Origin of the sequence: Streptomyces sp. NPDC058619 (assembly GCF_042717785.1) — a bacterium.
Classification (GTDB): Bacteria; Actinomycetota; Actinomycetes; order Streptomycetales; family Streptomycetaceae; genus Streptomyces.
Window position 1 is genome coordinate 47,653 of sequence record NZ_JBHXQN010000007.1, and the last position, 15,090, is coordinate 62,742.

Below are 15,090 nucleotides of genomic sequence, written 5' to 3' on the forward strand. Positions count from 1 at the left end.
GTGGCGCCGACCGTGCGACGGAGGGCGCAGACCTCAGAGGAGGCCGATATACGACAATTCCGAAAATAATGATCCCCGCTGGGCCATGGCTTTGGGGATGAATGTGCGGATTGTCACGAAGGGGGCGTGCCGGGTTGCGGCGGTGGCGTTCCGCGGGGGCTGCGCCCGTTCCCCGGGGCGCCGCCGGAGGGGGGCCCGGGTCAGCGCAGGCGGGTCGGGGAGGACGCACCGGGGGTCAGGAGGCGCGGGGCCCCGGTGCCGTCGGCCGGGACGGTCCACAGGTCCGTGCTGTCGACGACGCCGTCGGTGGGCAGGGCGTAGGCGAGGGTGCGGTCGTCGAGCCAGACGGCCTGGTCGTCCACACTGCGCTTCTCCGCGAGCGGCACCTCGCGCAGGGTGCGCAGGTCCAGGACGTGCTCGCGCCACAGGGACGCGCCGCGCGTCACGCGCTTCTTGTACGCGACGCGGGTCTCGTCCGGGGAGAGGGACGGGCACTCGACGTTCGGGGCGAGCGTGGTGACCGCACGCCGGGAGACCGAGCCCTTGACCAGGTGGGTCTGGCCGGCGGTGCCGAGGGTCGCGTAGAAGGTGTCGTCGTCCGCGGCGAAGGTCACGCCCCAGAAGTTGACGTCGGCTGCGCCGTAGGACCGGCCGTCCATGGAGATGGAGAACTTCTCCAGGTCGGGTTCGAGGGCCTGGGTACGGGTGTCCACGATCGAGGTACGGGTGGAGAAGAAGGCGGCGCCGTACGACTCGCCGGAGACGAAGACGGTCCAGGCGGCGAACCGGCCGCTCGGGGACACGCGGGCCCGGCTGGGGGTGCCCGCGAGGGGGAACGCGCGCAGCGCGCGCAGTTCGGCGTCGACGATGACGGCCCGGTTCTCCTGGGCGAGCGCGCCCGGGGTGGAGCTGAGGCAGACCCCGGTGCCGGCGGCGGCGTGGAAGCGCTGGCAGGTGAGCCCGGAGGCGGTACGAGCGGCCCCCGGCGCGTCGGCCGGGACCGAGGCGAGGGCTCCGCGGTGCGGGCCCTGGGCGGTGTTCAGGAAGGCCAGCCGGTCCCGCTGGGTCAGCGTGACCTCGCCCGCGGCGACCGCGGGGCCGCCCTCCCGGGGCTGATCGGCGCGGGCGGCGGCCCGCAGCACGAGCGCGGCGGCGACACCGCCGAGGAGCAGTACCGCCAGGGCGAGCACGAGCAGGCGGCGGGAGAGCGTCATCGGGTTCCTCGCGGGCGTCGGGTCGGATCGGCGGCGGCACGGTCGTGGAGCGTCCGTTCGTCCGGGACGGGGGCGGGCGCCAGGGCGGGCTCTGGGCGACCGGCGACCGCACCCGGAGGCGCCACGTCCCGGGCACCGGAGGCGGGCGGGCCGCCTCCGGTGCCCGGGGCGGTGCCGTCCGGAGCGGTGGGGCGGAGCACGTAGGCGGCGACGGCGGCGCAGCACAGCAGGCCCGCCGTGGCGGCGGCCAGCGCGGAACCGGCCCCCCACAGGGTCCAGGCGCCGCCGAAGGCCAGCGAGCAGCCGAAGCGGGCGAGCGCCTGGCCGGTGCCGACGAGGGCCATGCCGGTGGCCCTCAGGCGCGCGGGCACGGTGGCACCGACGGCGGCCGGCAGGACGCCGTCGGTGGCGGCGTAGAACATGCCGTGCAGCGCCAGGACGACGTAGGGCAGGGCGGGCCAGTCGGGGGCCCACAGCAGCAGCCCGTACCCGGCCAGCAGGAGGGCGTGGCCGGTGAGGAACACGGTGCGCCGCCCGATCCGGTCGGCGAGGGCGCCGGCGGGCACGGCCAGCAGCAGGAACACGGCGGCGGTGCCCAGCGGCAGCAGCGGGAACCACTGCTCGCCGATGCCGGCGCGGTCCTGGAGCAGCAGGTACACGAAGGCGTCGCTGACGGTGGTCAGGCCCAGCAGGGCGGCGCAGAGCGCCAGGGCACGCAACCGGGGCAGCCGCAGCAGGGCCAGGGCCTCGCGCACGCTCACGGCGTCCGCCCGCCCGCCGGCCGCACCCCCGACCGCCCGGCCCGGAGCCGGTACGGGGCCTGCGGCCGGTTGGTCGTCGGCCGGTATGAGGTCTTCGGCCGGTTCGGCGTCCGGCGCCGGTGCGGGGTTCCCCGCCGCAGCGGGGCCTGCGGCCGGTACCGGGTTCGCGGCCGGTACGGGGTCCTCGATCGGGGCGTTTTCGGGCCCCGCGCACGCCGTGGGCGGCCTCGGGGCGGGCCTTCGCGCGGTGGCGCCACCGGCGGCTGCGGTGCGTCGGGGCGGGCGGGGCGCGCCGGGGCCGACCGGACCGCTTGCGCCCGCGGCGGCGCTGCTGCTGCCCGGTACGAACAGCACGAGTACCACCACGCCCAGTACCGCGACGCAGGCGCTCACCCCGAACACGGCGTCGTAGCCCCCGACCGCCGCGTTCAGGATGAAGAAGGCGGCGAGGGGCCCGAGCAGCGCCCCCGTAGTGTCCATGGCCCGATGCACGCCGAAGGCGCGGCCCTGTAACTCCGCTGGCGTGCACAGGGATATCAGCGCGTCGCGCGGCGCGGTCCGCAGGCCCTTGCCGGTGCGCTCCAGCGCGAGGACCACGCCCACCGGCCCCAGGCTGTGCGCGAGCAGCAGCAGCGGCTTGCAGACGGCGGACAGGCCGTACCCGATCCCGGCGATCAGCTTGTGGTTGCGGACCCGGTCGGCGAGGTGCCCGCCGGTCAGCTGCACCAGCGCGCCGACCCCGTTGTAGACGCCGTCGAGGGCGCCGAAGCCGAGCGGGCTCAGCCCCAGTCCCGCTATCAGGTACAGCGGCAGGACCGCGGTGACCATCTCGGAGGAGATGTCGGTGATCAGGCTGACCGTGCCCAGCGCGAGGACGGCCGGGGCGACGGCCCCGGCGCGGAGGCGTCCCCGTCCCCGCGCGGGCTTCGCGCCGGCGGGCGCGGGCGCGGAACGGTCCGCGAGGTACATGTTCTGGAGCTCCCGATGACGACGGTCTCGGACACGCGTACGCGAACGCGCGAGTGGAACCATAGTGGTTGTACAGGGCAACAGAGGTGCGTACGAGGCGATTCGGCCGGGCGGCGACCGGGTACGGCCCGACCCTGGCCGGACCCGGACCCGGACCCGGACCCCGACGCTCCGCGGTGCGCCGCGTCCTCAGCCCCGGCGGCTGCTCTCGTCCCGCAGCCAGGTGGAGAAATCGCGGTTCCGGATGGCCTTGCGCGAGCCCCGGCGGGCGGCGAGGGCCGCCACGACGAACACCACCACCCCGGGCAGCAGCCGCGGCTGGGCACGCAGCAGGGCGCGCAGGTCGGCCGTACTGGTGCGCGCGGAGGGAGCCGAGGGCGCGGACAGCGGCTCCGGCCCGGACGGCGCGCCCTGGCCGGACGGCCCGCCCGCCGGTCGCGATGCCTGGAAGTGCTCCACCTCGGCGGACGAAGTCGCCGCGCGGATACGGCGCTTGATGAGGTCGGACCACGTGCGCGGCGGATGGACGACGACCCGTGCCGACTCCACCACCCGCCGCTCTCCCGGCCCGAAGGCGAGGGACGCGGCCAGGTCGTCGGCCATCAGCGGGGGCAGGGCCGCGATCCGCGCGTGCCCCGGCTCGGACACCGCGATGACCCCCCGCCCGAACAGTCCCTCACGGACCGCGGGGAGCCGCTGCCACACCCGGTAGTACGCGCGCACCGGCCAGGCGCAGCCGGTCAGCGGTACCTCACGCGCGGGCGCGGCCGCGAGGAGGCCCGGGCTCGCGGCGAGCGCGGCGGTCAACTCCCGTACGTCGGCGGCCCCGACGACGACGTCGGCGTCCACGTAGAGCCGCGGGAATCCCCGCGCGTGCTCGTCCCCGATCCGGAGTGCGGTGTGTTTGGAAGGAGTCGGGATCTCGACGACCCGCACCCGGGGGCCGCGTGCGCCCGCCACCCGCGCGGTGTCGTCCGTACAGCCGTTGCAGACGACGACGATGTCGGTCTCCTCGGACCCGGGAACCCGCGTGGAGGGGTCCGCCGAGGCGTCTGCCAGGAGGGCGTCGAGGAGCCGGCCGATGACCCGGCCCTCGTTGTGGGCCGGGATCACGATGCTGGTCACCCGCGAAGTATGCACGCCCGGGACCCTGCACCGAGCGTTTCCCTCAACTCTCCCCGGGCGTAGGCCCGGTGGTCTAGATTGAGCGAGGCCGACCGGATCGGGCGCGCTTCGGCGATGCCGGAACCGATCCGGAACGGACGGAACACGCAGGACGGTTCACGCACCACACGCACGACGGTCCACGCACCACACACACGCGACAGATCACGCAGGGCACAGCAGGACACGTACGACACGTACGACACGCAAAACGGTACGGGCGCGCCGCTTGGGGGAACAGGCGGCGCGCACGGCGGCCGGACCGGCGAGGGGTGCCGGACGGCCGGGGGGCGGAAGCACGCGGAACACGTAGGGCATCGGTTGTGGGGGGCCATCACCGTTGAACGGGCACGCACGGTCGCGCACACGCGTCCGGCCTGCCGTCGACGGCACCTCCTTCCCACGCACGCGTCCCGGCCATGAGTTGGCGACACGCCGGTCGGCGTGCGCGGAGGGAAGGGGAACGCTGTGAAGGACTCCGCCAAGGACGCGGGACGGGACGCCGGCGCCGCCGGACGGGAGCCCGCCGGGCCGTTAGGCGTCGCCGTGGTCGGCGCCGGGTACTGGGGACCCAACCTCGTCCGCAACTTCCAGTCGAGTCCGGAGTTCCGGCTCCGCTGGCTCTGCGACCTGGACGAGGACCGGGCCCGGAAGGTGCTCGGCGGGTACTCCACCGTGCAGGCGACCTCGGACTACGCGGCGGTCCTCGCCGACCCGGCCGTCGACGCCGTCGCCGTGGCCACCCCGGCCGGCACCCACCTGGACGTGGCACTGGCCGCCCTGCGCGCCGGCAAGCACGTCCTCGTGGAGAAGCCCCTCGCCGCCACGTACGAGGACGGGCTGCGGCTGGTGAACGAGGCCGAGGAACGCGGCCTCACCCTGATGTGCGACCACACGTACTGCTACACCCCCGCGGTGGGGCGGATCCGCGAGATGGTCCGCTCCGGCGAACTCGGCGACATCCAGTTCTTCGACTCGGTCCGGATCAACCTGGGGCTGGTCCAGAAGGACGTCGACGTCCTGTGGGACCTGGCCCCCCACGACCTCTCGGTCCTCGACTTCATCCTCCCGGACCACGTCCGGCCGGTCGCCGTCGCCGCGCACGGAGCCGATCCCATCGGGGCCGGGCAGTCCTGCGTGGCCTATCTGACGCTCCAGCTCAACAACGGGGCCATCGCCCACGTGCACGTCAACTGGCTGTCCCCGACGAAGGTGCGCACCACCATGGTCGGCGGATCCAAGCGCACCCTGGTGTGGGACGACCTCAACCCCACCCAGCGCGTGGCCGTGTTCGACCGGGGCGTGGATCTGACCGCCCCGCAGGAGATCGGCGCGGACGAGCGCCGCGACATGCTCGTGTCCTACCGGTCCGGCGACATGGTGGCGCCCGCACTCGGCGAGAAGGAGGCCCTGCGCAGCATGGTCGAGGAGTTCGCCGCCGCGATCCGCAACGGGCGCCCGGCGCTGACCGACGGCCGGGCGGGACTGCAGATGCTGGACATCCTGGAAGCAGCCTCCCGGAGCCTGGAGTTCCGCGGCGCGGTCGTCGGACTGCGCACCGGGCGCTGACCGTTCGTACGGCCTTCACACCGGGCGCAACACCGGCCATCGCGCCCGACACAGCACCGGAAGCAACACCGGCCGTCGCCATGGCCGCGGCGCCGGCCGGCCCGGACACGGCCCGGCCGGGCACCACAGGGAACACCACGACCGACTCAGTAGGGGCAGGGCGTTGAGCAGCGTACGAGGCAAGAGGATTCTGGTCACCGGCGGGGCGGGCACCATCGGCTCGCACCTGGTGGACCTCCTGGTGGACAACGGGGCACGCGAGATCGTGGTGCTCGACAACTTCGTGCGGGGGCGGACCGCCAACCTGGCCCGCGCCCTGCCGAGCGGCGTGGTGGACGTCGTCGAGGGCGACATCCGCGACGTGGCCGCGGTGCGCAAGGCGACGGAGGGCGCCGACCTGGTGTTCCACCTCGCCGCGATCCGGATCACCCAGTGCGCGGAAGAGCCGCGGCTGGCGAACGAGGTCATGGTCGACGGCACGTTCAACGTGCTGGAGGCGGCGGCCGCGGCCGGCGTGGGCAAGGTGATCGCCTCGTCCTCCGCCTCGGTGTACGGCCTGGCCGAGACCTTCCCGACCACCGAGCGCCACCACCCGTACGACAACGACACCTTCTACGGCGCGGCGAAGGCCTTCAACGAGGGGGTGCTGCGCAGCTTCCACTCGATGTACGGGCTGGACTACGTCGCGCTGCGCTACTTCAACGTGTACGGCCCCCGGATGGACATCCACGGGCTGTACACCGAGGTGCTCATCCGCTGGATGGAGCGGATCGCCGCCGGCGAGCCGCCGCTGATCCTCGGCGACGGTACCCAGACCATGGACTTCGTGCACGTCCGGGACATCGCCCGGGCCAACCTGCTGGCCGCGGAGTCGGACCTGACCGACGAGGTGTTCAACGTCGCGAGCGGGACCGAGACCAGCCTCCTCGACCTCGCGCTCGGCCTGCTGGAGGCGATGGGCGCGGACGGCCTGGTGCCGGAGCACGGGCCCGCGCGCGCGGTGAACGGCGTCACCCGCCGGCTCGCCGACACCTCGCGCGCCACGGAGCGCCTCGGCTTCACGGCGGAGATCGACCTGCGCGGCGGGCTGCGCGACCTGGTGGACTGGTGGCGGGCCGAGCGCGCCGCCGACGCGGCCGCGGGCACCTCCGCCGCCGGGTCGGGCCGATGAGCGCCCCGGACACGGCCCCCGCCACCCCGGACACGGCCGCCCCGGACGCCACCCCGGACACGGCCGCCCCGGACCGGATCCCCGTCATGGTGCCGTGGCTGGGCGAGGAGGAGGCGAAGGCCGCCGCTGACGCGGTGCTCTCCGGCTGGGTCGCCCAGGGGCCCAGGGTCGCAGCCTTCGAGCGGGCCTTCGCCGAGCGGGTGGGCGCCGAGCACGGCATCGCGGTGAGTTCGTGCACCAGCGCCCTGCATCTGGCGCTGATCGCCCTGGACCTCGGTCCGGGCGACGAGGTGGTCGTGCCCTCGCTGTCGTTCATCGCCACCGCCAACGCCGTCCGCTACGTGGGGGCCGAGCCGGTCTTCGCGGACGTCGAGGAGGCCACCGGCAACCTGACGCCCGCCACCGTCGACGCGGTCCGCACCCCCCGGACCCGGGCGGTGCTCGCCGTCCACCAGGGCGGTGTGCCCGCCGACGTGCACGCGCTGCGCGCGGCGTGCGCCGACTGGGGGGTCCCGCTGGTGGAGGACGCCGCCTGTGGCATCGGCGCGACCGTCGGCGGCAAGTCCGTCGGCCACGGCGCCCTGCTCGCGGCCTGGTCCTTCCACCCCCGCAAGGTGATCACCACCGGCGAGGGCGGCATGGTGACCACGGACGACGCCCGGTGGGCGGAGCGGCTGCGCCGGCTGCGCGAGCACGGCATGAACGTGTCCGCCGCGCAGCGGCACGCGAGCAGCAAGCCGATCGCCGAGAGCTACCTGGAGGTCGGCTACAACTACCGGATGACCGACATCCAGGCCGCGGTCGGCCTGGTCCAGCTGGGCAGGCTCGACGCGATCGTGGCCCGGCGGCGGGAGCTGGCCGCCCGGTACGCGGAGCTGCTGCGCGACGTACCGGGCCTGCGTCCGGTCCGGGACCCGGCGCACGGGGAGGGCAACTTCCAGTCGTACTGGGTGCTGCTGGCACAGGACTTCCCGGTCGGCCGGGACGCGCTGCTGGCCGCGCTGTCCGAGGCCGGGATCTCCGCCCGGCGCGGGATCATGGCCTCGCACCTGGAGCCGGCGTACTCCGGGCAGGGCGCGGCGCCGCTGCCGGTGACCGAGCGGATCAGCCTCGGCTCGCTGATCCTGCCGCTGTTCCACACGATGACGGAGGTCCAGCAGGACCGGGTGGTGGCGGTGCTCCGCGAACAGGCGGGCGGGTGAACGGGCCCCGGGTCACCGAGGACCTGCTGATCGTCGGCGCGGGCGGGTTCGCGCGGGAGACCGCGCAGGCCGTACGGGACGTGGCCGACGCCGACCTGGCGTACGGATCCGCCCCGCGCTGGCGGCTCCTGGGGCACCTCGACGACGACCCCGCGCTGGACGGCGCGGAGGTGGACGGGGTGCCGGTGCTCGGCGGCTGCGACCGGGTGCACGAGCTGCGTTCGGCCCGGGTGGTGGTCTGCGTCGGCAGTCCGCGCGACTACGCCGTGCGGGCGCGCCTGGTGCGGCGGCTGGGGCTGACCGTGAACCGGTACGCGACGGTGGTCCACCCCACGGCGGTGGTGTCCCGGTCCTCGGTGCTCGGGGCGGGCTCGGTGCTGCTCGCGCACAGCGTGCTGACCGCCCGCGTACGGGTCGGGTCGCACGTGGCGGTGATGCCGCAGGTGGTCCTCACCCACGACGACGCGGTCGGGGACTTCGCCACGCTGGCCTCGGGGGTCCGCCTCGGCGGCGGGGTGCGGGTGGGGCGCGGGGCGTACGTGGGCGCGGGCGCGCTGGTCCGCGAGTACACGACGGTCGGCGCGTGGTCGCTGACCGGGATGGGAAGTACGGTCCTGGCCGACGTGCCGCCCGGCGAGGTGTGGGCCGGCAGCCCCGCCCGCCGGCTGCGCGGGGCGGGGGGTCCGGCGCTCGACGAGCTGCGGGCCGGCGGGGAGGAGACCGGCCGGCGGCCGGAGACACGGATGGGGAGTCCAGTCACATGAACCAGATACCGCTCGTCGACCTGAAGGCGGCCCACGCCGAGGTCGCCGCGGAGGTGCGCGCCGGCTTCGACCGCGTGCTGGCCGGCACCGCCTTCATCGGCGGTGAGGAGGTCCGCGCGTTCGAGCGCGAGTACGCCGCGTTCGCCGGGGTCGGGCACTGCGTGGGCGTCGCCAACGGCACCGACGCCCTCGAACTGGCGCTGCGCGCCGCCGGGGTGGGTGTCGGCGACGAGGTGGTGCTGCCCGCGAACACCTTCATCGCCACGGCGGGCGCCGTCGCCCGCATCGGCGCGCGGCCGGTGCCGGCCGACTGCCTGCCCGACACCCTGCTGCTGGATCCCGCGGCCGCGCTCGACGCGGTCGGGCCGGCCACGCGCGCCGTGGTCCCGGTGCACCTGTACGGGCAGTGCGCCGACACCGCGGCGCTCGCCGCGGGGCTGCCGGCGCACGTCAGGCTCGTCGAGGACGCCGCGCAGAGCCAGGGCGCGACCCGCGACGGCCGCTCCGCGGGCAGCGGCACCATCGCGGCGACGAGCTTCTACCCGGGCAAGAACCTCGGCGCGTACGGCGACGCCGGCGCGGTGGTGACCGACGACGAGGAGGCGGCGGACCTGGTACGGGCGTTCGCCAACCACGGCGGGGTCGCCAAGTACCGGCACGACGTGGCCGGTTTCAACAGCCGGCTCGACGGACTGCAGGCCGTGGTCCTGCGGGCGAAGCTGGCCCGGCTCGCCGACGGCAACGCGGCCCGCCGGGCCGCCGCCGCCCGGTACGACGCGCTGCTGGGCGGCCTGGCGGCCACCGGGCGCGTGACCCTGCCGGTCACCGCGGGCGGCAACGTCCACGTGTGGCACCTGTACGTCGTACGGGTCGACGGCGCGGACCGCGACGCCGTCGTCGGCAAGCTCAACGCGGAGGGGATCGGCGCCGGCGTGCACTATCCGGCACCCGTCCACCTCACCCCGGCCTTCCGGCACCTCGGCCACGTCCGGGGCGACTTCCCGCACGCCGAGCGGGCCGCGGACCGGATGCTCTCCCTGCCGCTCTTCCCGCAGATCACCGCCGCTCAACAGCAGCGGGTCGTGGACGCGCTCACCAACGCCCTGCGCTGACGCAACCAAAAGGTACAGAGGTACAGATGAACAGACGGACAAGGCTGCTCCGGTACGGTCTCTTCACCGTGGTCGCGACCCTGATGGCCACGGTCTTACCTCCGTCCGCGGTGGCCGGCGCTGCCGACCCCTGCGGTCCCGGCTCGAACGCGATCGTGTGCGAGAACTCCAAACCGGGCACCCCGATGTCCGACTGGTTCGCGCCCAGCGCCTACGGCGACATCAAGGGCTTCAGCGCCCAGATGAGCGTTCAGGCGGGCGAAACAGTCCAGTTCAAGGTCCAGTCGCCGACCGCGTACAAGGTCTCGGTCTACCGGCTGGGCCACTACGGGGGCGACGGGGCGCGGATGCTGTCGACCGCGGCGCAGGCGGCCCAGACGTATCCGGCGAACTTCGCGCCGGGCGCGAACCCGGGCAGCTGCACCACCAAGCCGTCCACGGGCCTGGTCGACTGCGGCAACTGGCCGGTGACCGCGACGTGGAGCGTGCCGGCCGACGCCGTGTCCGGCCTGTACGTGGCCAACTTCGACCAGGCGGACGGCAACGGCGTGATGCCCTATCCGTTCGTGGTCCGCAACGACGCCAGCCACTCCGACATCCTGGTGCAGACCGCCGACCAGACCTGGCAGGCGTACAACAACTACGGCGGCCAGGACCTGTACGACGGCGGCGGGCCCGCCCCTGACGGCCGGGCGTACGAGGTCAGCTACAACCGGCCGATGGACATCGGCGGGGAGAACGGGATCTACGGGTCCGAGTTCCAGATGATCGCCTGGCTGGAGCGCAACGGCTACGACGTCAGCTACATGTCCGGCATCGACATGTCGACCCGTGGGGCCGCGCAGCTGGGCAACCACAAGGTGTTCATGTCCTCGGGGCACGACGAGTACTGGACGCAGGACCAGTTCACGAACGCGCTGAACGCGCGCCGTGCCGGACAGCACCAGACGTACTTCGCCGGCAACGAGGTCTTCTGGAAGACGCGCCTGGCGCCGAGCATCGACGGTGCCGACACCGCCAACCGGACGCTTGTCTGCTACAAGGAGACCAAGCTGTCCTTCCCGCAGCCGAACGGCATCCCCGACCCGAGCGGAATCTGGACGGGTACGTTCATGGACCCGGCCAGCGCGACCGACGGGCGGCCGTTCCAGCCGCAGAACCAGCTGACGGGCTCGCTGTTCAGCGTGAACGGCTACCGCAGTGACGCGATCACCGTGCCGGGCGCCTTCGCGAAGATGCGGCTGTGGCGGGGCACGACCGTCGCGGACCTCACCCCCACCCAGACGGCCACGTTCCCGGCCGGCACGCTCGGCTACGAGTGGGACAGCGACGTGGAGGACGGGCACCGGCCGCCGGGCCAGATCCAGATGTCGTCCACCACGGTGGACATCAACGACGGCAAGCTCCTCCTGGACTACGGCAACACGTACGGCAACGGCACCGCGACGCACAGCCTGGTCGCCTTCCGCGACCCGACCTCCCGCGCGCTGGTGTTCGGGTCGGGCACGGTGCAGTGGTCCTGGGGCCTGACGAACATGCCGACCGGCAATCCGGACGACGCGGTGGTCACCGCCGACAAGCGCATGCAGCAGGCCACGGTGAACGTGTTCGCCGACATGGGCGTCCAGCCCAAGTCGCTGCAGGGCGACCTGGTCGCCGCGACCGCCTCCACGGACACCACGGGCCCGGTCATCACGGTGACGAGCCCGGCGGCGAACGCCACCGTGCCGGCGCTGCGTCCCGTGACCGTCACCGGCACCGCCGGTGACAGCGGCGGCGGCGTGGTGGCCCGGGTGGAGGTCTCCACCGACGGCGGGACCACCTGGAAGGCCACCACGGGCATCGCGTCCTGGAGCTACAAGTGGACCCCGACCGTCCCCGGACCCGCGCAGATCAAGGTGCGCGCGGTGGACGACAGCGTCAACACGGGCACCACGACCACCGTGCCGCTGACCGTGGGCCCCCAGCAGTGCCCGTGCACCGTCTGGCCGGCCGCGGCCGTACCCGGCACGGTCAACGCCGGTGACGGCAGCGCGGTCGAGCTCGGGGTGAAGATCCGCTCGTCGGCGCCCGGCTCGATCACCGGGGTCCGCTTCTACAAGTCCCCCGCCAACACCGGCACCCACACCGGCAGCCTGTGGAGCCGCACCGGCCAGCGCCTGGCCACCGGCACCTTCACCAACGAGACGGCGTCCGGCTGGCAGCAGCTGAACTTCTCCTCGCCGGTCCCGGTCAAGGCCAACACCACGTACATCGCCTCCTACTTCGCTCCCAACGGCGGCTACTCCTTCGACACCACCTTCGCGGCCGGCGACGCGGGGCTGGCCCCGCTGACCGCGCTGCGCTCCGGTACGGACGGCGGCAACGGCGTCTATCGCTACAGCGGCACGGGCGGGTTCCCCTCCACGGCATCGGCCGGCAGCAACTACTGGGTGGACGCGGTCCTGGACACGGCCACCGCGAGCACCACCCCGCCGACGGTGACCTCGACCACGCCGCAGTCCTCGGCGACCGGCACCCCGATCACGTCGGCCGTCAAGGCCACCTTCAGCGAGGGCATCGACGCTGACACGCTGGTGTTCACCCTGAAGGACGCGGGCGGCGCCACCGTCCCGGGCACCAAGGTGCTCAGCGCCGCGAACAGCGCGACCTTCACCCCGTCCGGCGAACTGGGCCTGAACTCCACCTACACGGCGTCCGTCCAGGCCTCCGACCTGTGGGGCAACTCCATGGCGGCGCCGCTGACGTGGAACTTCACCACCAGTGCGAGTCCGCCCGCGGTGACCTGCCCGTGCACCCTGTGGGGGCCCGCCGCCCAGCCGAGCACGGCCAATGTGGGCGACGACACCAACTCGGTGGAGCTGGGGACCCGCTTCCAGTCCGCGGTGAGCGGCTACGTCACCGGCGTCACCTTCTACAAGGGCCCCGGCAACACCGGCGTCCACACCGGCAGCCTGTGGTCCGCCACCGGCACGCTCCTCGCCACCGGCACGTTCGGCAGCGAGACCCTGTCGGGCTGGCAGCAGCTCCACTTCACCACACCGGTCCCGATCACCGCGGGCACCACGTACGTGGCCTCCTACCACGCCCCGAACGGCAGGTACTCGGTGGACGGCGGCTACTTCGGCGCCGCGCACCGCTCCTACCCGCTGGTGGCACCGGCCGACGGGAGCGGCGGCGCCAACGGCCTCTACAAGTACGGGGCGGCCACCGCCTTCCCGACGAACACCTTCGGCTCGGTGAACTACTGGGTCGGCCCGGTGTTCACGACCACGCCGCCGGCCGGCGTCCGGTCGGACGGCTCGACGGAGGTGTCCGGCCGGTGAGCACCGTCAGCGTGGTGATCCCCTGCTACAAGTACGGCCACTTCCTGGCCGACTGCGTCAAGAGCGTCCTGGACGAACAGGAGGGCGTCGACGTCCGGGTGCTGATCATCGACGACGCCTCCCCCGACGACTCCGCGGACGTCGCCCGCGCCCTGGCGGCCGCGGACCCGCGGATCGAGGTACGGGTCCACGAGCAGAACCGGGGCCACATCGCGACGTACAACGAGGGGCTGCTGGAGTGGGCCGACGGGGACTACGTGGCCCTGCTCTCGGCGGACGACCGACTGGTCCCGGGGGCCCTGGTCCGGGCCGCGGCCGTGCTCGACGCGCATCCGGAGGCCGGCTTCTGCTACGGCAGGCCGCTGCGGTTCCGGCACGGCGGCCCGCTGCCGGCGGCCCGCACCCGGAGCACCGGTTCGGTGGTCTACCCCGGCCGGTGGTGGCTGGAGCGGCGCTTCCGGGAGGGCACCGGCTGCATCACCTCACCCGAGGTGGTCGTCCGCACCAGCCTCCAGCGCAAGGTCGGCGGCTACGATCCGGACCTCCCGCACGCCGGGGACATCGAGATGTGGATGCGGCTCGCGGCCCACGCCGACGTGGGCTACGTCCGGGGCGCCGACCAGGCGTTCTACCGCGTCCACGGCGACAACATGTCCACCACGGACTTCGGCGGCCAGCTCGACGACCTGCGCCAGCGCCTCGTCGCCTTCGACTCGGTGCTCGTCAAGTGCGCGGGGCTGCTCCCGGAGGCCGGCCGGCTCTCGCTCGCGGCGCGCACCCGGCTCGCCCGGTACGCGCTGCGCCGCGCCTACCGGGCGTACGACCGGGGCCGCACCGGGGTGGTGCCGGTCGAGGAGCTGGAGGCGTTCGCCGCCGAGTGCCTGCCGGGCTACACCTCGCTCGCCGAGTACCGGGCGCTGCGCCTGCGCCGGCGCGTCGGGGCACGCCTCATGCCGTACCTCCAGCCGCTGGTGCTCTCGGCCGTCGCCGACCGGGGGCGCGAGTGGCTGTGGTGGAAGTCCTGGAAGCGCCGAGGGATCTGATGAACCGCCAGCACCACCGCTCCACCTGCTCCGTCCGGGCCGCCCGGCGTCCCGCTGCCTCAGCGGGACGCCGCGGCGGCCGGGACCCGGTCCTCGGCCGGTCGGTCCGGACCGGCGTCGGCGCTGCGGCGCCGGCGCCGGCTGCGGCGCGTCAGGACCTGATCGGTCCACAGGGCCGCCGCCACGCCGGCGACCGCGGCGAGCAGCGCCGTTCCGGCGAGTCCGCGGCTCTTGGTTCCGGCCTGGGCGACGGCCGTGGGCGGCACGAGGACCGTGACGCTCATCCGCGCCGGCTCCGGTATGCCCTGCTGCGTCTGCATGTCCGTCAGGTGCTTCGTGTACACCTCGATGATCGCGCGCACGGTCTCGTCGGCCGCCATCGGATCGGCCTGCTCCGCCTGGACCTGCAACGAGGGGATCAGGTAGCGCGGGGTGACGCTGGTACCGCTGTTGCGCGGGATCAGCCGGTACGCGCCGTCGACCCCGGCCGTCCTCAACTCGGCGCGGCCCGCGGCCGAGTCCAGCTGCTGCACCGCCGCGTAGGAGACGGCGGCGAGCGGGGGCTGGAGGTTGGCGAGCTGATTCGGCTGGCTCCCGGTCACCGGTGGCTTGAGGACGACGATCGCCGAACTCAGGTACGTCGGGGAGGGGCGCAGCACCTGCTGGGCCCCGAAGGCGGCGAGCGCCATCGCCACGACCAGGACGTACCAGCGCCGACGCAGCGCGCGGACCAACTCACCAGGCGACAAGGGGATTCCTTCCATCGCGGTCGATCCTCGCAGTTCAGTGCTCACA

11 protein-coding genes are annotated in these 15,090 nt (G+C 73.9%); 7 read left to right on the plus strand and 4 right to left on the minus strand.

From position 1 onward, the window contains the following. Positions 1-200 precede the first annotated feature (200 nt). The 3 genes from ACFWTC_RS09575 to ACFWTC_RS09585 form a co-directional block, all read right to left on the minus strand. Positions 201-1,214 (minus strand): TolB family protein, encoded by a 1,014-nt coding sequence (locus ACFWTC_RS09575; protein WP_383925300.1) that lies wholly within the window; start codon positions 1,212-1,214, stop codon positions 201-203. Then, positions 1,211-2,944, minus strand: coding sequence for an MFS transporter (locus ACFWTC_RS09580; RefSeq protein WP_384026523.1), 1,734 nt, complete (start codon positions 2,942-2,944; stop codon positions 1,211-1,213). Before ACFWTC_RS09580 ends, ACFWTC_RS09575 begins: the two co-directional genes overlap by 4 nt. Positions 2,945-3,133: 189 nt before the next feature. Then, entirely contained in the window at positions 3,134-4,069 is a 936-nt protein-coding gene (locus ACFWTC_RS09585) for a glycosyltransferase (RefSeq protein ID WP_384026525.1), read from the minus strand. A 507-nt stretch (positions 4,070-4,576) separates the two neighbouring features. Between ACFWTC_RS09585 and ACFWTC_RS09590 the strand changes: the two genes are divergently transcribed. The 7 genes from ACFWTC_RS09590 (at position 4,577) to ACFWTC_RS09620 (ending at position 14,295) form a co-directional block, all read left to right on the plus strand. After that, positions 4,577-5,677 carry a Gfo/Idh/MocA family protein gene (locus tag ACFWTC_RS09590; protein ID WP_384026528.1) on the plus strand — a complete coding sequence of 367 codons (1,101 nt, stop codon included), beginning with the start codon at positions 4,577-4,579 and terminating at the stop codon, positions 5,675-5,677. A 163-nt stretch (positions 5,678-5,840) separates the two neighbouring features. Next, positions 5,841-6,848: an NAD-dependent epimerase/dehydratase family protein gene (locus ACFWTC_RS09595; protein WP_384026531.1), complete on the plus strand. Its 1,008-nt coding sequence runs from the start codon at positions 5,841-5,843 to the stop codon at positions 6,846-6,848. Next, a complete protein-coding gene (locus tag ACFWTC_RS09600) occupies positions 6,845-8,050 on the plus strand; it encodes a DegT/DnrJ/EryC1/StrS family aminotransferase (protein ID WP_384026534.1) in 1,206 nt (401 codons plus the stop codon). The genes ACFWTC_RS09595 and ACFWTC_RS09600 overlap by 4 nt, the downstream gene beginning before the upstream one ends. Beyond that, positions 8,047-8,814: a NeuD/PglB/VioB family sugar acetyltransferase gene (locus ACFWTC_RS09605; protein ID WP_384026536.1), complete on the plus strand. Its 768-nt coding sequence runs from the start codon at positions 8,047-8,049 to the stop codon at positions 8,812-8,814. The genes ACFWTC_RS09600 and ACFWTC_RS09605 overlap by 4 nt, the downstream gene beginning before the upstream one ends. Next, on the plus strand, positions 8,811-9,926 hold the full coding sequence (locus ACFWTC_RS09610; RefSeq protein ID WP_384026539.1) for a DegT/DnrJ/EryC1/StrS family aminotransferase: 1,116 nt from the start codon (positions 8,811-8,813) through the stop codon (positions 9,924-9,926). Before ACFWTC_RS09605 ends, ACFWTC_RS09610 begins: the two co-directional genes overlap by 4 nt. Before the next feature lie 26 nt (positions 9,927-9,952). Next, complete coding sequence (locus ACFWTC_RS09615) at positions 9,953-13,252, plus strand: DUF4082 domain-containing protein (RefSeq protein WP_383925321.1); 3,300 nt, start codon at positions 9,953-9,955, stop codon at positions 13,250-13,252. Continuing rightward, positions 13,249-14,295, plus strand: a complete 1,047-nt coding sequence (locus tag ACFWTC_RS09620) for a glycosyltransferase (protein WP_383925324.1) — start codon at positions 13,249-13,251, stop codon at positions 14,293-14,295. The genes ACFWTC_RS09615 and ACFWTC_RS09620 overlap by 4 nt, the downstream gene beginning before the upstream one ends. A 59-nt stretch (positions 14,296-14,354) precedes the next feature. On the opposite strand, the gene ACFWTC_RS09625 is transcribed toward ACFWTC_RS09620, so the two are convergent. Then, positions 14,355-15,059, minus strand: coding sequence for a hypothetical protein (locus ACFWTC_RS09625; RefSeq protein WP_384026542.1), 705 nt, complete (start codon positions 15,057-15,059; stop codon positions 14,355-14,357). Positions 15,060-15,090: the final 31 nt, after the last annotated feature.